At 65.0% G+C, this 18,108-nt stretch carries 15 protein-coding genes and 1 pseudogene; 9 read left to right on the top strand and 7 right to left on the bottom strand.

The annotated features are described in order from the left end of the window. Positions 1-102: 102 nt before the first annotated feature. On the bottom strand, positions 103-840 hold the full coding sequence (locus J0X27_RS03150) for a GNAT family N-acetyltransferase (protein ID WP_207271011.1): 738 nt from the start codon (positions 838-840) through the stop codon (positions 103-105). A 190-nt stretch (positions 841-1,030) separates the two neighbouring features. Here J0X27_RS03150 and J0X27_RS03145 point away from each other — a divergent pair, with 190 nt between their 5' ends. Continuing rightward, positions 1,031-1,480 (top strand): hypothetical protein, encoded by a 450-nt coding sequence (locus J0X27_RS03145; protein ID WP_207271010.1) that lies wholly within the window; start codon positions 1,031-1,033, stop codon positions 1,478-1,480. A 41-nt stretch (positions 1,481-1,521) separates the two neighbouring features. Here the strand turns inward: J0X27_RS03145 and J0X27_RS03140 are convergent, their stop codons facing one another. Both J0X27_RS03140 and J0X27_RS03135 read right to left on the bottom strand, forming a co-directional pair. After that, entirely contained in the window at positions 1,522-2,109 is a 588-nt protein-coding gene (locus tag J0X27_RS03140; RefSeq protein WP_425491933.1) for a DUF7344 domain-containing protein, read from the bottom strand. 409 nt (positions 2,110-2,518) lie between these two features. Next, positions 2,519-3,217 carry a helix-turn-helix domain-containing protein gene (locus J0X27_RS03135; protein WP_207271009.1) on the bottom strand — a complete coding sequence of 233 codons (699 nt, stop codon included), beginning with the start codon at positions 3,215-3,217 and terminating at the stop codon, positions 2,519-2,521. A gap of 534 nt (positions 3,218-3,751) precedes the next feature. Here J0X27_RS03135 and J0X27_RS03130 point away from each other — a divergent pair. Continuing rightward, on the top strand, positions 3,752-4,702 hold the full coding sequence (locus J0X27_RS03130) for a formyltetrahydrofolate deformylase (RefSeq protein WP_207271008.1): 951 nt from the start codon (positions 3,752-3,754) through the stop codon (positions 4,700-4,702). Positions 4,703-4,745: 43 nt separating this feature from the next. Here J0X27_RS03130 and J0X27_RS03125 read toward each other — a convergent pair whose 3' ends face one another. Together J0X27_RS03125 and J0X27_RS03120 are read right to left on the bottom strand one after the other, a co-directional pair. Then, positions 4,746-5,792, bottom strand: coding sequence for a dipeptide epimerase (locus J0X27_RS03125; RefSeq protein WP_207271007.1), 1,047 nt, complete (start codon positions 5,790-5,792; stop codon positions 4,746-4,748). A gap of 1 nt (position 5,793) precedes the next feature. Continuing rightward, positions 5,794-6,813: an N-acetyltransferase DgcN family protein gene (locus J0X27_RS03120; protein ID WP_207271006.1), complete on the bottom strand. Its 1,020-nt coding sequence runs from the start codon at positions 6,811-6,813 to the stop codon at positions 5,794-5,796. Between the two features lie 373 nt (positions 6,814-7,186). Here J0X27_RS03120 and J0X27_RS03115 point away from each other — a divergent pair, with 373 nt between their 5' ends. The 5 genes and pseudogenes from J0X27_RS03115 to J0X27_RS03095 all read left to right on the top strand — a co-directional run bounded on the left by J0X27_RS03115 (position 7,187) and on the right by J0X27_RS03095 (position 11,592). Next, the gene (locus J0X27_RS03115; RefSeq protein ID WP_207271005.1) at positions 7,187-8,623 is read left to right on the top strand and encodes a sulfatase; all 1,437 of its coding nucleotides are present in this window, start codon (positions 7,187-7,189) and stop codon (positions 8,621-8,623) included. Further along, on the top strand, positions 8,623-9,048 hold the full coding sequence (locus tag J0X27_RS03110; RefSeq protein WP_097378684.1) for a GtrA family protein: 426 nt from the start codon (positions 8,623-8,625) through the stop codon (positions 9,046-9,048). Before J0X27_RS03115 ends, J0X27_RS03110 begins: the two co-directional genes overlap by 1 nt. 99 nt (positions 9,049-9,147) lie before the next feature. Further along, entirely contained in the window at positions 9,148-9,702 is a 555-nt protein-coding gene (locus J0X27_RS03105) for a YqaA family protein (protein WP_207271004.1), read from the top strand. 82 nt (positions 9,703-9,784) lie between these two features. After that, a pseudogene (locus J0X27_RS18195) lies at positions 9,785-11,148 on the top strand (MFS transporter). Positions 11,149-11,397: 249 nt separating this feature from the next. Then, entirely contained in the window at positions 11,398-11,592 is a 195-nt protein-coding gene (locus J0X27_RS03095; protein WP_207271003.1) for a hypothetical protein, read from the top strand. Between the two features lie 100 nt (positions 11,593-11,692). Here J0X27_RS03095 and J0X27_RS03090 read toward each other — a convergent pair whose 3' ends face one another. Together J0X27_RS03090 and J0X27_RS03085 are read right to left on the bottom strand one after the other, a co-directional pair. Next, positions 11,693-12,622 (bottom strand): Vms1/Ankzf1 family peptidyl-tRNA hydrolase, encoded by a 930-nt coding sequence (locus J0X27_RS03090; protein ID WP_207271002.1) that lies wholly within the window; start codon positions 12,620-12,622, stop codon positions 11,693-11,695. A 29-nt stretch (positions 12,623-12,651) separates the two neighbouring features. Continuing rightward, positions 12,652-13,044 carry a DUF5802 family protein gene (locus J0X27_RS03085; protein ID WP_207271001.1) on the bottom strand — a complete coding sequence of 131 codons (393 nt, stop codon included), beginning with the start codon at positions 13,042-13,044 and terminating at the stop codon, positions 12,652-12,654. A 370-nt stretch (positions 13,045-13,414) separates the two neighbouring features. On the opposite strand from J0X27_RS03085, the gene J0X27_RS03080 reads away from it, so the two are divergent. After that, a complete protein-coding gene (locus J0X27_RS03080) occupies positions 13,415-14,866 on the top strand; it encodes a hypothetical protein (RefSeq protein WP_207271000.1) in 1,452 nt (483 codons plus the stop codon). A gap of 490 nt (positions 14,867-15,356) precedes the next feature. Then, positions 15,357-18,080 carry a DNA mismatch repair protein MutS gene (gene mutS / locus J0X27_RS03075; RefSeq protein WP_207270999.1) on the top strand — a complete coding sequence of 908 codons (2,724 nt, stop codon included), beginning with the start codon at positions 15,357-15,359 and terminating at the stop codon, positions 18,078-18,080. The last annotated feature ends 28 nt before the right edge of the window (positions 18,081-18,108 follow it).

Below are 18,108 nucleotides of genomic sequence, written 5' to 3'. Positions count from 1 at the left end.
CGACAGGAATTGTCTTTCGATTCCGCGAATCCGACGGGAGCCGTCGTGGCGGAGACGGCCACCGGGTCCCGTCGCGACCGTCGCAGGAGTCGATCCGACTCGTTAGTCTCGGAGTTCGACGGCCATCATCACCTCGTCGACGTAGTGGCCGTCGAGTTTGTAGTGGTCTTCCCGGATCGCTTCGGTCTCCCAGTCGTGTTCCTCGAGGAACGCGATCGCCTCGTCGTTGGTCGAAGGAACGCTCTGGTAGACCTTCTCGTACCCGTTGGAGCCGGCCCACTCGAGGCCCCGCGAGAGGAGGTGCGAGCCCAGGCCGTGGCCCTGATACTCCTCGAGGACCCCGACGGTGAGTTCGGCGGTGTGGCTCAACTTCTCGAGTTCCGGCGCGTGGAGGTGGACCCAGCCGACGACCTCGTCCTCGACCGTCGCGACGAAGAACATCCGGGACTGGAGTTCGTTGTGCCGGAGCAAGGCGTCCTCGTGATCGATCTCGTCGGCGACGCTCTCGGCCTCGATGTAGGTTTTCTCTTCGGCGACCCGCCGGATCGCGCCGACGATCCCCGACAGGTCCTCCTGGCGCGCCGGTCGGATGTGGAACTCGAGGTCGTCGGCGACGTACTCCTCCTCGGCACCGGCGTCGATCGTGACCCTGAGCTTCCCGTCGTCTTCCTCGAGACGGCCGTCCCGCTTGAGGATCGCGACGTGGTGACGGAACCCACCGGGGTCGAGGTCTAGGCGGTCCCGCGCCTCGTCGGGGTCGACGACCCCGTGTCGCTCGACGTACTCGTATATCCGTTTCCGGTCCGTGTGACCGAACTCGAGCGTATCTGTTGACGCCATGCCACACGCTACCACTCGTCAGTACTTAATCTTTGGCCGGCTGAAACGCTCGAACTCACCGGTCTCCGGAGCGGACAGTTAAATCGAAAACTGGTGCAGGCGGAAGGGTTTGGGCTGGCCGCTCTTCGGCCCGAGCGTGCGGGTCGTCTCCGCCTCGGCGCGCTCCGAGGGGTGGTGGCTCTTCGGCCCAATGATCGACGCGAACGTGGTGGTCGCTGGTTGTGCGCTCGTCCTCGCGGTAGCGGTCGGGTTGGTTGCCCACGAGTGGACGCACGCGGCGGTGCTTCGACTCGCACGCGTCGAGTACTCCGTTTCCTACTTTCCCGGGCGTTCCGACGGGATCCTCGGACTCCTCGTGACCCGTCCCTGGGCCGTCGTCTCGCCCCGGCCAACCGGCGGCGAATCTCCCTGGGCGCTCCGTCTGGCGGCACTCGCACCGTTCGTCCTCGCGGTTCCCGTCTTCGGACTGGCCGGTGCCGGCTACGTGACCACCGAGACACCGATCGTCGCCACGGCGGCTATCGGCTGGCTCGCCTGTGCGCTCCCGAGCCCACAGGACTTCTCGGTCGCCTTCCACGTCCATCGACTTCTCGAGGAGACCGCCGAACCGAACACCGTCGGCCCCGCTCGGGCCGATTGACGATCGTCGGTTCTGTCCCTCAGCCGGCTGGCGACCTGACCCTACGCGTCGAGCCAATCCGACGCGTTGAGCCAGCCTGTCGACCACGCGTGTGCGCCCGTGACGACGGACATTGCGACGAGAACGATCCCTGTAGTGACGAGTCCGGAGACGGGGACGAGCCCTGCGGCGGTCGTACCGACCAACAGGGTACAGAGGGCGATCGTCGCCGCGTACCGCCGTGGCCACTGATCGGAGGGATCGGGCTCACGAGCGGGCTCGAGATAGGAGTCGAACTGTGCCGTTTGCGGTGTCGCTTCGACGACGCCACGGTCCTTCTCGTAGTCGATGAGCCCGTGATTGTCGAGTTTCGGAAGGTGGGACTGATATAACGAGATGTAGACCCGCTGGCGTTCGCTGGAGCTGAGATTCTCGACGGTCGTTCCCTGCTCCCAGGCGGCGACCTGTTCGGCGAGCTCCCGCAACCGGACCGGTTCCTCTCCGTCACGAACGTAGCGAATCACGTCTCGGCGGCGTTTCGTCTGCAGGAGGTGGTAGATGTCGTCCAGCGACAGTTCCGGGGGGCTCTCGACCTCGTCGGACGCTCGCGCCGACTCGTCGGCGGTATCCATCCGGTTGCGTCCGCTCACATCGGATCTCGCTGAACAGTATTCTCGTCGAACAAATAAAACTACCCACTATTTACGGGCGGAGTTCCGACCGGGCAAAAATCGAACTTCAGGCCGTGAGACGGCCCGTTATTGGCCCGATAGTGAAGCGGTCACACAGCCACGAATGACCGCTCACGATGCGTGAGCACGGGTGATCCACCGGCGTTCACAACGCTTCGGCGTGTCGGGATCGGCATCACGCCGACGTTCTATTATTGCTACGTTCACTAATAAAGCTATTCATTGCCCCAAATTCGAGCGATAGACGGGAACAAATCCTCTTCGTGCAGTAATATCTGCATACGTTGCACAGATTGGATCTGAGAACGGTTTCCGAGATGGATCCGAATCGGGTCCGCTACTCGAGTCGACGACGAGCGTTCGATTCTCAGGGATCGATCGTTATCGGGGCGGTTCCGTCGGACAACTCCGCGCTGACGAGCGCGGCGTGACTCCGACGGAGCCGTTCGGAGAGCGCCTGGTGTGAAATATCGAGTTCCGCGGCCAGTTCCTTGAGTGTCACCCCTCTCGGGACGTCGAAATAGCCGAGTTCGTGGGCCTTACAGATCGTTTCGTACTGCGTTTCGGTCAACGGTGTCCGCGCGCTCGCCAGGTCGTTGACGCCGCTGATTCTGGTGACGTCGACGCCGAATTCGTACTGCTCGAGGAGTTCGTGACACGTCGAGACCGACGCTCGGTCGTGAAAGAGCAACTTCAGCTTCCAGCGACCCGCTCGGCCCTGGGCCGTCAGGATCGCGCCGTCGTTTTCCGTCACGATCTCCTCGAACAGTTTCACGCCGTCACCGAACTCGAGTCGGAAAAGCCATCGGTCGTGCTGGCCGATATCGGCTGCGTCGTCCGTCGTGGCGTTCGTCCCGTCAGCGGCCACGCTCGCGAGGACATCGACGGACGGATCCGCCTCGAGCGCCTGCGTGAGGGTGTCCCGATCCGGACCGCTCGCCCAGACGAGTGGCGGCGATCCACCGATCATGCCGCCGATCTGGAACTCGAACCCCGACACTCGATCGAACGTGCGAGCGAATCCGAGTCGATCGGTCGGAACCTCGAGTTCGACGACTGTAGTCATCATCGGGTTCCACCACAAAGACGTATAGACGGATTTGGTTTCCGGTAGCCTTTCCCGCAACCCAATTTCGATGACTGTCACTTCCGGTTGAGCCTCAGGTATCACAACCGATTGCGTCACTGGAGCCTTGATACTGCGATTGACGGCTGACGTAGAACGGACTGTATCCCCAACATGACAATGTAAAAATAAGATTCGTGGCCCCCCTCGGGACGCCACCCGAGCATCGGAGCCGATCCATCGCGTTTTCACTCCCTGCGACTCCCGGCCAGAGACAAGTACGATCCCAGTCTTCGTCCGACTGGCCACGGTGAGCGATCGGCCGACAGGGAATGCACGGCATCACTCGCGTGGCCACTCGAGTGGGGTGGGTGCCGATCGAGGGTCGAAATCGCGAGCCGCCTCACTGCCTCGGACATCACCGTGTTATGCGGTCGATTCTCACGGCTCTCTTCGGAAAGCAGGACTTTTAGCCACTGGTGGACTGGGATTCGTCATGATGACTCGCGATTCGCTCGAGCGGAGGTGGCAGCGATGACGACCGACGTGACCGAAATCACGGTGATCGGAGACGACGACACCGGGCTGGTTGCCAACGTGACCAGCCTCCTGTTCGAGCGTGGGATCAACATCGAGGACCTCGATCAGGCGGTCCGGGACGGCGTCTTCCGGATGTATCTCGCCGTCGACACCAGCGAGATGGTCTGTACGGAGGAGACGCTCCGCGAGGACCTTCACGACCTCGGCGACGACCTCGGACTGGACGTCCAGGTCCGGTTCCCCGCCGACCGCGAAACCCAGCAGATCGCCGTCCTCGTCACGAAGGAGAGCCACTGCCTCGAGGCGCTGTTCGAGGCCTGGGCCAACGACGAACTCGGCGCGGACATCGGGGTGGTCATCGGCAACCACGATGACCTGCAGCCGCTGGCCGAACACTACGACGTCCCCTTCCACGACATCGGCGACGAGGGCGGCCAGCAAAACGAGGACCGACTCCTCGAGCTCCTCGCGGAGTACGACGTCGACCTGATCGTTCTCGCGCGGTACATGCGGATTCTCAGCCCCAACGTCGTCTTCCGCTACGAGGACCGTATCATCAACGTCCACCCCTCCCTGCTGCCGGCGTTCCCCGGTGCGGAAGCCTACCGGCAGGCGATCGAGGAGGGCGTCCGCGTGGCCGGCGTCACCGCCCACTACGTCACGACCGACCTCGACCAGGGCCCGATCATCACCCAGCGCGCGTTCGACGTCCCCGACGACGCGGATCTCGAGGGCATGAAGCGCCGTGGCCAGCCACTGGAGGCCGATGCCTTACTCGAGGCCGTCCAGCTCCACTTAAACGGCGACGTCTCCGTCCACCGCGGTCGGACCTCCGTCCGGGAGAACGGCACTCACTACCAGCTCGGTCTCCCCGAAGAGATCGAGGAGTTCACGCCCGATCGACCGGTCGACGGCATCGGCAGTGCGGTCGCCGACGACCAGTAACGGACGCCCCACCGAGGGCGAGTCACCGCTCACGACCGACCGGTTACGACGACTCGAGGACGGCACCCGTTCCCGGCCGTTCGAGGCCGGCGAGATCGATCCGGCCGTCGGGCATCGGGACGCCGTCGGCGGGATCGTCGGCCAACAGCAAGGAGCCGTCGAGGTCGGCGTAATCGAGCAGCGGCGCGAGGTGACAGGCCGCCGCGATCGAGGCGTTCGATTCGGTCATACAGCCACACATGACCTCGAGACCGTGGGCGCGGGCGGCACTGATCATCCGTCTGGCTTCCCGGAGCCCGCCACATTTCATGAGTTTCAGGTTCGCGATGTCACAGCGGTCCGCGACCTGCGGGATATCCGCGAGCGTCACGCAGGACTCGTCGGCGGCGATCGGCAGCGCCGAGCGCTCGTAGACGAACTGCAGCCCCTCGGGATCCTCCGCGGGGACCGGCTGTTCGACGAACGCGAGGTCGAACTCCGCGAGCCGGTCGATCTTCGCGAGCGCTTCGTGGGGCGTCCAGGCCTCGTTCGCGTCGACGAACAACCGGGCGTCGGGCGCGACCGACCGGATCGTCCGGACGATCTCGAGATCTCGGTCGGTGCCGAGTTTGACCTTGAGCGTCCCGTAGCCGCGGTCGACGGCCGTCGTCGCCTTCTCGCGCATCGTCTCGAGGTCGTCCAGCCCGATGGTGTAGGACGTTTCGAGGGTCTCGGTCGGATCGAGTCCCCAGTATCGATACAGCGGGACGTCGAACCGTTTCGCGACGAGGTCGTGGAGGGCGATGCTCACTGCGGTCCGCGCGGCCGGATTCCCCCGAACCGTCTCACGCATGCGACGCTCGATCCGCTCGAGGTGGTGGGGATCGCCGACGTCTTCGACGATCGCACAGAGGTCGGGCAGGACGGCCGCGACCGTCGCGGCAGTCTCGCCGTAGTGTTCGGACGGCGCGGCAGCGCCGACGCCGGTCGTTCCGTCGTCGGCCCGGATCCGGACGAGCACGATTTCGGTCTCGGTCGTCGTCCCGCGGGCGATCCCGAAGGGATACTCGAGGGGAAGCGAGCGACGTTCGACGGCGGTCTCGAGGGACATCTCAGCAGAGCACCTCGAGCAACTCGTCGGTTCCAAAGCGGAGCACGTCGCTCGCGGGCGTTCCCAGCGCGTCGGCGTACTCGTCGACGGCCGTGCGGGCGTGCTCGTCGTCCTCGAGGTCAGCGGTGTTGAGCGCGCCGGCGACGACCTGACTCTCCGCGACCGGTGTGGCGATGCGCTCGTAAAGGTCGACGTACGTCGAGATCGACGGCAGCGAGAACGACTCGTAGCCGTGGATTTCCTCCCGGCCGGCCTCGTGACAGAGCACGAGGGCGTCGGGCATCGACCCGTGGAGTATCCCCAGCGTAACCGGTGAGTACGCCGGATGAACGATACTCCCTTGCCCCTCGACGAACAGGTAGTCGTGATCGTCACCCTTCTCGAGAATCATTGCTTCGACCGCACCCGCCGTGAAGTCGCTGACGACCCGATCGATCGGGTTGCCCCAGCCCTCGATCACGATCCCCGTCTGCCCGGTCGGGATCACGGCGGCGTCGTGGCCGGCCCGGCGGGCGTCGCGAGCCAACTCCATCGTGGTCGTCATCTTGCCGACCGAGCAGTCCGTGCCGACGGTGAGGATTACCTCGGCGTCGACCTCGCCAGCGACGCCGTCCGCGACCGTGAGGTCGGCCGGCGGATCCCGGATATCCCGGAGCTCGCAGTCGTTTTCCGCCGCCAGTCGGGCGAACTCCTCGTCGTCGGCGAGGAAGTAATGCAGTCCCGAGATCACGTCACAGCCGGCCTCGAGGGCCGTTCGAACGTCCTCGCGCCACCGTTCGTCGAAGCCGCCGCCGATCGGAGCAATGCCGATCACGAGCGCATCGACGTCGGTCGGCTCGAGATCGGCCATCTCGGCGACGATCGGTGCGTCCTGAACGTCGGGGACGAACTCGGCGACCCGTCGGCCGCTATTCGCGCGGTCGAGAACGGCGACGGCTTCGTGGTCGGAGTACCGGAGCACGCCGAGAGCGGTCTTGGCCTGGTCGGGAAACAGTTCGTGAGCGAGGATGGCAACGCGCATATCCGAACATGAGCGAGGGGCTACTTAACGATAGAGACACGGAACCGAGAGCAGGGAGACGACCCGGCCGAAGGGGCACCTGTTCGGCGTCGTGGTTCGGATCACGTCGGATACAGTAGTGAGCGCTGAACTGTTCGATACCGTGATCGTCTCAGCTGCTAAGTACATATTTGAGAGAGTATCGTATTAGCATAAATATATCACTTCGCCGATACCGAAACCCTCATTCCAATTACTCACCGATTCGGTTGCAACGAAATGGTTCACCAGTTCGGACAGGCCGATCTCGCTCCGCTCTTCGGTACGTCCGTCGTCGCTCGGTGGAACCGTAGTATCGTGGCGAACCGGCGACCGGCGGAGTAACTGAATACACATGGAAACTGACACTTCAGTCTCGAACGTCGTGCTCGTGACGGTCGACTCCCTGCGGGCGGACGCGATCGGTCCATACGATGCCGACCGCCATACGCCAGTGATGGACTCACTCGCCGACCGTGGAACCGTTTTCGAACGAGCGTTCGCGACCGGTAACTGGACGCCGTTCTCGTTTCCGTCGATGCTGGCTTCGCGCCCCGTATTTGGGGATAGTGGACGGATCGGCGTCGAGGATTCGCCGACGCTCGCGGAAGCGGTCTCCGAGGCGGGCGTTTCGACCGGTGGCTTCAACGCCGCAAACGGGTTCCTCACGACACACTGGGGATACGACGACGGGTTCGACGAGTTCGACTCCTTCGTCGCGAACGTCGGTTCCAGCGTCTACAGCCGGTATCTCGCGACCCACCCCACCGTCGAGGCGTGGCTCCAGTTGGCCGCGTCGCCGATCCGACGGGTCGGTTCGTGGCTCCGTGGGGAAACCGACGACCGTCCGTTTCTGGACACGTCACGGATGTTCGACGTCGAACACGCCGCGTGTTCGTTCGTCGAAACGTCGGAATCGCCGTTTTTCCTCTGGGTCCACTACATGGACGTCCACACGCCGTACGTCCCCGCGCCGCGGTACATCCGTGAGGTTTCCTCCGGTCGACTCGGGACACATCGAATGCTGCTCGCCCATACCCGGACCGGGCTGGGATTGGACGTCAGCGATCGAACGCTGGCGGATCTTCGAACCCTCTACCAGGCGTCGGTTCGGCAGGTCGACGCGAGCATCGGACGGCTACTCGAGACGCTCTCGGCGAACGGACTCGACGACGAGACGGCCGTTATCGTGGCTGGAGACCACGGCGAAGAGTTTCAGGAACACGGTCACCTCGCGCACTATCCGAAGCTATACGACGAACTGATTCGGGTCCCGCTGATCGTCGACGTGCCCGGTGCCGAGGGGAGACGGGTAGCGGGACAGGTCGGACTCGATGCGCTTCCACCGACGGTCACCGACTTGCTCGACGTCCAACCACCGGATTCTTGGACCGGCGATACGCTCGTCCCGAGCGTGCTCGAGGGTGATTCGCCGGCGGACGAGCCGATCGTCTCGGTCACCGTTCGTGACGACTCCGTGACGGCACAGCCGATTCCACGATCGCTCGCGGACGGCGACCTCCTCGTCAGCGTCCGGGACCGGGACTGGACGTACATCGAAAACGTCGACACGGACGAAACCGAACTGTATTACCGGCCCGACGATCCGCGCCAACAAACCAACCTCGCTCCCGATCCGACCCCCGAGCAACGCGACCGACTCGACTCGTTCGCACCGATCGCGACGGAGCACGCGACCATGATACGGGCACAGGACTCCGAGGAGACGGCCGACGATGGGGCGGTCGACGAGGACCTCGAGGCCCGGTTGTCGGCCCTCGGCTATCGATAATGATCCGATCGTTCCTTCGCAGCCTCCACGACGGGCCGTTTGCCCGCCAGCTACGCCGGTTCGTTATCGTCGGGGCCGTCGCCGCCGGCGTACAGTTGGTGTTGCTGTGGGCGTTCGTGGACAGTGCCGGACTGCATTACCTGCTCGGTGCGTTGCTGGCGATCGAGATTACGATCGTCCTCTCCTACGTTCTCAACAACGCGTGGACGTTCCAGCGGTCTCAAAACACCGGGACCGTCGACTATCTCGTCGGGTTGCTCAAGACGAACGTCGTCCGTGGGACGGCGATCCCGATCCAGATCGCTGTGCTCTTCAGCATCGTCGAGTGGGCACACGCGCCGTATCTGGTGGCCAACGGGATCGCCATCGTTCTCAGCGGCGTCTATCGGTACGTCCTCGATGCGCGATGGACGTGGGGGACGTGACGACCCGGTTCCGTCTCGACCCGGTCTCGTCCAGATCGCGACGACGTATCGAACCATTAAACGGAACGGAAGTCGAGTATCCGACAAACGATACCAGCAATGGTCGCGATATCCGTGGTCCTCGATGGGGTGATTGCCCTCCTCGCCGGAAGCACCGAGACGATCGTCGAGTCCGCGACCGGTTGGCCCGGGATGGGGATCATCTTCCTCTACTCGTTCCTGATCGCGTTCGCGCTCCCCGGCCCCAGCGAGGTCGTCCTCCTCGCACCGATCGACCTCGGGTTCCCGCCATGGCTGGCGCTCTCGAGCATCATGCTCGTCAGCGCGATCGGAAAGGCAGCTGGCAGCGTTTTCGCGTTTCATATCGGGCAGGAGGTCAAACAATCCGGGCCGGTAACTCGGTGGCTACGGCAGTCCAGATGGGACGTTTTGGGCTGGTCGGAAAAGCGTTCCCTCCAGCTCGCACGACGCTACGGCTACGGCGGACTCGCGATCGCCCTGTCCGTGCCGTTCTTTCCCGACACGATCTCGATATACGCGTTTGCCGTCCTCGAGCGGGATTACCCGAAGTTCGCCGTGGCCACGTTTCTCGGGAGCCTCGGACGGCTCGTCGTGACGGTCGGCTTCGTCGGTGGTCTCGTGAGCGTGTTTTGAGCGCGCCGGGTCGACCACTGGAACGGGTCGGCTCAGGGCAAATGTTACCAGTGTTTAGCGGTTCACAGCCGACCGCTACGTAATGACTGACCGCTGGCTCGTCGCCTGGGGACTGGGCTCGGTCGCATTCGGGGCCGCATCGCTGCTGACACCTCTCTATATCGTCCTGCTCGGCGCATCGCCGGTACAGCTCGGGGTGTTGGCAGCGACGGCAGCCATCGTCGGCGCACCCGGTGCGATCGCGTTCGGTCGACTCGCGAACCGGGTCGATAGCCGTCGACCGCTGGTGGTCGGGACACTGATCGGTGTCACGGCATCGCTTGCCGTCATCCCGTTGCTGTCGTCGATTACCGCGGTCGTCGTCGCGAACGCGGTGCTCTGGCTGTTCGTCTCGTCGGTCGGCCCCGTCTTGACCATGCTCGTCGTCGACGAGATACCGGAGTCCCGCTGGAGCGAACGGATCGGGCTCGTCAACAAGTATCAGGGCTACGGCTGGGCCGGCGGCCTCGTCCTCGGAACGGTCTGGCCGTTCGTCGGGAGCCGACTGCTCGCAGCCGATGCGGTACCCAGAACCCTGTTCTGGGCACTCGCAGCCTGTGCCGGCGTGAGTGCGGTCCTCGCGGCACGAACGCTCCCGCGGCCCGCACCCTCGGACCACGTCACCGACGACCGTGCCGTTCGACGGATCGGCCGACTCCTCACGAGTTCGGGTCGTGGCATCAAGGGTGCGACGTTCGTGTTCGCACCGAACCGGCTCTACTGGACGACGCGTGGGATCGATCCGCGACGGCTGGCCACTCGTTTCGATCCGGCACTGACGACCTACTTCGTCGCCGGACTCTTCTTCTTTACCGGCTCCGCAGCGTTCTGGGCTCCGCTCCCGCTGTTTCTGACCGACATCGGGTTCGACTCGGGGCAGGTGTTCGGGCTCTATCTCGCCTCGAGTCTCGGCTCCGCGGTCTGTTATGAGGGCGCTGGCAGTCTCTCCGCTCGATACGACGTCCGGCACCTGCAAGGGGTGTACTGGCCGCGAGGGCGGTATTGTTCCCGTCGATCGTCGCCATCACGGGATTGGGAGTCTCCGTCGCCTTCGGCACTGCGGGCCTCGTTCTGGCACTCGTCGGGGTCACCTGGGCCGGAATCGCCGTCGTCGGGACGGCGATCGTTACCCGGCTCGCACCGCCGAGCGTTCGCGGCGAGATGCTCGGGGGCTACGTCGCCCTGGGCGCGATCGGCGGCGGTCTCGGGGGCGTTCTCGGCGGCTGGGTAGCGACTCTCGGCTATCTCGCTGCGTTCGTCGTCGCCGGTGGACTCGTCTCGATCGGTGCGGTCCTCGTCCTCTCGCTCGAGGCGATCTCCCCGAGCGATCCCGTTGGGGCGTCGTCGGCGTCGAGGGCTACCGAGAGTGCGGAGAGCGACGCCACGCCTCCGGACACCACCCGATGAGCGGCGTTCGCCGGAGAGAGCTGTAACGCTGGCGAACAGGACCCTCTCTCAGCCGCCTTGGCGTCCGGATGTGCCTCGACTGCGTCACCACATTGGGTACGCGAGACGATTTCGAGGGCAGACAGACGCACTCGAGCGTTCGTCTCTGAGAGCGAAAAACGTGTTTAACCCCCTCGAGACGTATTCTTGCCGTCGATTCCGGTGTAACGGACGATGCGCTTATGATGATGGGCCATGATGCCATGGAACATGAATGGTGTCCTCAACGAGACGACGAACAAGATCCACAAGTACGAATCCGGCCAGTCGGACTTTCAGACGAGTTGCGGAGCGACGTCCCACGTCGCCCACGAACACCTCCGGCTGGTCCCCGTCGAGCAAGCGATCGACGGCGCCGACGCCGACAGGTGTGGGCGCTGTTTCGACGAGGGAGGGGGCTACTGATATGGTCTCCTGTCCGTCAGTGCCGGTGGGACCGAGGCCGTCCTGCGGTCCCGCCGGGACATCGGGACAGCAAACCGTATGAGACCGACGGGATCGACTCCTACAGGACCCGCAGTTCGGTCGTCCAGAACGAGTGGACGGCCTGTTCGAGCGCCGGTTTCGGATCGCCGGTCGCGTCGACGGCGGCCGTCGCGCTCGGCTCGAGATCGGATTCCTCGACGAGCGCGTCGACGATGCCGCGCTGGCCGACGAGATACAGCGGCGTGTCGGCCCGGTCGCCCCCGGCCTCGTACTCGGCGAGCGCCTCCCGACAGCGCTCGAGGTGGTCGTCGATCTGTCCGTCGCGAATCCGCTCGAATCGAGCCTGGGAGAATCCTCCTTTCGAGTGGCTCCCCTTGACGTCGCTTTCGAACCCGCGATAGGCGACCCGGTCGTCGTCCTCGTAGGTGCCGAGGGCGAACAGATCCGTCCGGACGAGCGCGATCGCGTGTCGGCCGGTCGGCAGGAACCACTCCCGCTCGAGTGCGAACCTGTCGTTCCAGACCGCGTCCTGTTCGGGGACGAGAGGGGGTTCGAGGGTCACCGCGAGGAGTCCCGCATCGTCGACGCAACACAGACACGGTGTCGCGTCCTCGAGGAGTGCGATCCGATCGCCCAGGACGTCGTCGAGGGCAGTCCGAACCGAGTCCGAGACCTCGTCGGCCACCCCGACGGTCAGTGCGCCTTCGGGACCCGTCCGAAACGAGGATAGTCGCTCGAACACCGCTTCGAGGTCGCCGCCCCGGAGTCGATCACGGCGACGGACGGTGAGCCCGGGGTCCGCCTCGGGTTCCCGTTCGAGTTCGCCCTCGAGTTGGGCGATCCGATCCTCGAGTCGGTTGATTCGCTCCTCGGCGTCCTGTCTGGCGGTCGCAGCGTCGGCCCGCCGTTCGGATTCGGCCTCGTAGCGCTTCCGCAACCGCTCGTTTTCGTCCTCGAGTTCGTCGATTCGCTCCTTGAGCGATGCGCGGCCGAGCAACTCGTCGAGCATCCAGCCGAAAACGCGAAGCGAGCCTACTTCTACGTTCCGACGTTTCCTCGGTCGTCTGACGGGCGGGTGTGGCCCCGCTCCTGCCAGTTTCCGGTAAACTCGAGCAACTGCCTGGCACGTTCTCGACGGGCGAGGAACACCTCTCGAAGCGAGGGCGGGTTCCTGATTTCGGTTCCCTCGAGCATCGATTCCGGAAGCGCGAGCGTGTTCGTCGGGACGGTCGTCGACCCGTGAACCGGGAAGTGCCGGGATTCGAGTTTCATCACCAGCGGGGCGTCGAGTCGCTCGAGGCCCGTCCCACTCGCGTACACCGCCTCGTTGATCCGCTCGTGTTGGGTCTGATCCATGAGTGCGCGATCCCCGTCGGTCGGGGTCACGTAGAGCCGTCCGAGATAGTAGCCCTGTGAGAACACCTCGAACATGCTAACTAGTCACATGGTCTGGATCGGTATAACTGTTTGCCGAGACGTTTAAATCGGCGCGCTATCAGACCGGTCGCTCGAGGCGGCTTCCGGCGTCGGTGAGCGACCGTCGGCCGTGATCGTTGTCCCCTCGAGTGGACGAACCGGACCGAGACCGATTTTCTCACGGACTCAGCGGCGGGATTTCGGGGTTTTGACGCTGTAAGCAACGGTCGGTCGACCTGAGAGCCGACCGTTCCCGAACGAGACCGGTCAGGGGAACTGTGCCTCTCTTGAACGCTCAAAAGCGCTCTCGACCGCTGAACGGACGGTGTAAACGGTTCGAACGAAGCTCCGCCTTTTTAGTACGTTCCGGTCAAGGTCGGAGTCGATGACAACCACTCGGTCGGTTGCCCTCTTCGTGGCCCTCGCCGCCCTCGCACTCACAGCCGCACCGCTGGTAAGCGGTGCCGTCGTGAGTCCGTTGACCGGGGCCCAACTCACCCAACCCGACCACGCCGAGACGGGAGCGATGAACGCGTCAGTCGGGGGGACGGGACCGACGAACGCGTCAGTCGGGGCGTTGATGCAAGCGAGCGCAGCCGATACCAAACAGACGGTCGATACCGAGATGTTCGACGCAGCATACGACGCTTCGGACACCGACAGCCAAACTGCGCTCGTCGACGAACGAACGACCGACCTCGAAGCGCAGTTGCGGGATCTCGAGGCGGAACGCGCCGAACTCCGGGAGCAACGTGACAATCTTTCCCGTGGAGCCTATCAGTCTCGAATGGCGACGGTGACGGTCGAAATCGCGGCCCTCGAACGATCGATCGATCGAACCGAGCGCCGTGCTGCCGAGACGGGTGGGACCGAAACTCGACTCGCTGCGCTTCGGGAGAACGCGACCGAAGCCCGACGAAACGCCTCGGAACAAGCAGGCCCCAGCATCGAGCCGGTCGCTCGAGGACTGTCCGAGCCGAAGGGGTCGGCCGGTGTCGGCACGGGACCACCGGCCGATCGTGGCGGGCCCGCCGACAAGGGTGGGCAAGGGGCTGATGGCACGCTCGGAAACGCCAACGGTGAGTCAGGTCCTGAGCGCGCACCCGGAAACAGCGCCAGCGGGTCCGGGCCGGATCCGAAACCCGGGAACAGCGGCGATTCGGGGCCTGAGAGCGCACCCGGAAACGGCAACGACTCGAACCCCAAGGATACACCCGGGAACAGCCCCGGTGGAACGGATACCACGCCTGGGAACGGCGGCGACTCGGGACCTGAGAACACACCCGGAAACAACGGTGATTCGGGACCTGAGAACACACCCGGAAACAACGGTGATTCGGGACCTGAGAACAAACCCGGCAACAGCGGTGACTCGGGATCTGAGAGCACACCCGGCAATAGCGGTAACTCGGAATCTGAGAGCACACCTGGAAACACCGGCGACCCGGGATCTGAGAGTTCACCCGGCAACAACGGTGATTCGGGATCTGAGAGTTCACCCGGCAACAGCGGCGATTCGGGATCTGAGAACACACCCGGCAACACCGGCGATTCGGGACCCGAGAGTACACCTGGCAACAGCGGTGATTCGGGATCTGAGAACACACCCGGCAACACCGGCGACTCGGGACCTGACAGCGCGTCCGGAAACAGCGCTCGTGAGCCCGGATCGGAGACGACACCTGGGAACAGCGGCGGTGAGTCGGGGCCCGATAGGACGCCCGGAAACGACGGCGAATCGGGAGCCGGGAACGGGGCTGGAAACGGTGCGAGCGGTGAGCCAGGATCGGATAGCGGCTCCGGAAACGGCGGTGGGTCAGGAAGCGGGGCTGACTGACGGCACCTGTCGCCCGCCAGTGACTGACTCCGTTACAATGCGGATCGTTTTCGAACGGTCGACCGGCTGTCGGTAGGACCTTCCATCCCGTTCGTGGTAGCTCCTGTATCGGTTCCTTGTACGGACTCCTGACAATCAGCGCCGGCCCAGCCGCGACTCCCCTGTGGGGTGGCCGGGATCCGTGACAGCAGCCCGTCTCGGGAGTCGACCCCTCGCGTTCGCTCGCGCTCCCGACAGTGGTCTCGGTGTCCGTGGTCTCGGGTACGATTTCGTCCTCGAAAGTGGTATTCGCGCCCGCTCCTGAGCAGCGACCGAACCGCTGCCTGCCGACCGGCGGTCGCGTCCCGATCGCGTGAACACGACCGACGACGGGACGAGTCGGCCCCCGCATCGCGATCCACGAGTCCCCGTGTACGCTGATCGAGCGGACGACTCGATCTGAGGGGGCGATCCAGCAAGGTATTTCCGCGTCGGGGGGCCGAATTCGGGTATGGATCCGGCGCTTGGCCCGCCCGAGGCGATGGCCGCAAAGCGCGACGAGCTGACGCCCATGATGGCGCAGTACCACGATCTCTGTGCGCGCTACGACGAGGCGATCGTCCTCTTTCAGGTGGGCGACTTCTACGAGACGTTCTGTGGCGCGGCCGAACGGACCGCGCGCCTGCTCGAGATCGCCCTGACGAGCCGCGAGGACAGTACTGGCGAGTATCCGATGGCCGGCATCCCCATCGACAACGCCGAATCGTACATCGAAGAGCTACTCGAGGCGGGCTACCGGGTTGCAGTGGCCGATCAGGTCGAAGAGCCCGGCGAGAGCGCGGGCGTCGTCGAACGGGCAGTGACGCGCGTGATTACGCCCGGAACGCTCACCGAAGACGAACTCCTCGCGAGCGACGACAACAACTTCGTGGCGGCAATCGCTCGCGAGCGAGCGGCCCGAACGGGGGACGACGAACTGGCACTCGCTTTGCTCGATGTCTCCACGGGCGATTTCCTCGCGACGAGTTCCACCGCCAGGGAATCGATCGCCGACGAGGTGAGCCGCTTTGCACCCGCCGAGGCCGTCGTCGGACCGGACGCGCCCGCCGACCTCGTCCCCGAGAACTGTATGGTCACGCCGTACGACGAGGCAGCGTTCGACCGTGACAGCGCCGGGGCGAAGCTTTCGACGTACTTCCGCAACCCCGACGCCTTGCTCGCGAGCGACGCCGAAATCCGTGCCTGTGGCGCGTTGCTTTCCTACGCCGAGTACGTCCGCGGCGGGACACACGAGGGTGAAAGCGGCGAGACGAGCGACGACGATACGGACGAGGCCCCGAATTCCGAGGGGGGTGCCCGCCTCGAGTACCTCACCCACCTCACGCGGTACGATCCCCGCGAGTACCTCCTGTTGGACGCCGTGGCGCTGCGCAGCCTCGAGCTGTTCGAACCGCGCGCCGTCCACGGGCGCGAGGACGCGACACTCGTCGGCGTCCTCGACGAAACCGCAAGCGCACTCGGCGGCAGAAAACTTCGGGACTGGCTCCGGCGGCCGCTGCTCGAACCCGACCGCATCGAGGCGCGACTCGACGCCGTCGCGGAACTCACGAGCGCGGTCCGGACGCGCGAGCGACTGCACGAGCGTCTGCGGGACGTCTACGACCTCGAGCGGTTGATCGGGCGGATCTCCCGCGAGCGAGCGAACGCCCGGGACCTGCGGTCGCTCCGTGACACGCTCGCGGTAGTCCCCGACGTTCGCGAGGAACTCGCCGATGCGGAGTGTGATCGGCTCCGGGAACTGTCCGCCGATCTCGATCCGCTGACGGCGGTCCGCGAACTGATCGACGACGCGATCGTCGCCGATCCGCCGATCGAGATCACCGAGGGCGGGGTCATCGCTGAGGGGTACGACGGGGACCTCGACGAGTTGCGTGCGACCGCCAGAGACGGCAAGCAGTGGATCGACGATCTCGAAGCCCGCGAGCGCGACCGGACCGGGATCGACTCGCTGAAGGTCGGCTACAACTCGGTCCACGGCTACTACATCGAGGTGACGAACCCGAACCTCGATGCCGTTCCCGAGGACTACCAGCGCAGGCAGACGCTGAAGAACTCGGAGCGATTCGTCACGCCGGAGCTCAAAGAGCGCGAGGATCGGATCGTCGGTGCGGAAGAACGCGCGGACGAACGGGAGTACGAACTGTTCCGTGACGTTCGCCGCGAGATCGCGGCGGAGGTCGAACGCGTGCAAGGGCTCGCCGAGGCGCTCGCGACGCTCGATGCCCTCGTCTCGCTGGCGTCGGCCGCCGCCCAGTACGACTACTGTCGGCCCGAGATCCTCGAGCGCGACGGGAGTCAGACCCTCGAGATCGAGGGCGGTCGCCACCCCGTCGTCGAACGGACACAGGAGTCGTTCGTCCCCAACGACGCTCGCTTCACCGACGATCGGCGGCTGGCGGTGATCACGGGGCCGAACATGTCGGGGAAATCGACGTACATGCGGCAGGTGGCCCAGATCGTCCTGCTGGCACAGGTCGGGAGTTTCGTCCCGGCACGCGCCGCCCGGATCACGCCGGTCGATCGGATCTTCACCCGCGTGGGAGCCAGCGACGACATCGCGGGCGGGCGCTCGACGTTCATGGTCGAGATGGACGAACTCGCGACCATCCTGCGGGAGGCCGACGAGCACTCCCTGGTTCTGCTAGACGAAGTGGGTCGGGGTACCTCGACGGCCGACGGGATGGCCATCGCGCAGGCGATCACCGAACACCTCCACGACGAGGTCGGCGCGACGACGCTGTTTGCGACCCACCACCACCCGTTGACCGAACTCACCGAGGACCTCGCGGCCGCGTTCACGCTGCACTTCGAGGTCGATCAGACCGACGGCGAGGTCGTCTTCCACCACGAGATCGCGCCCGGCGCGGCGACGGGCTCCTACGGCGTCGAGGTCGCGACCGCGGCCGGCGTTCCCGACCCCGTCGTCGACCGGTCGCGAGAACTGGTCGCTGACGCGGCGGAGGAGGACCTCGAGACGGACGACACCAGCGCTGCCGACTCGAGTGGCGACCCCGTTCCAGAGCCGACGGAGAGCGCTCCGGAAGCCGCGACCGCGGACGGTGGGGACGTGCCGACGGACGTCGCCGCCGAACTCAGAGCACTCGACCTCGCCCACCTCACCCCGGTCGAGGCGCTGACGGAACTCGATCGGCTGAAGCAGCTACTCGAGGAGTGACGACCGCTTGCTCATCGTCGGGTCGATA

It is taken from the genome of Natrinema longum, assembly GCF_017352095.1.
Taxonomy (GTDB): domain Archaea; phylum Halobacteriota; class Halobacteria; order Halobacteriales; family Natrialbaceae; genus Natrinema; species Natrinema longum.
This window is presented reverse-complemented; position numbering and strand designations above follow the sequence as displayed.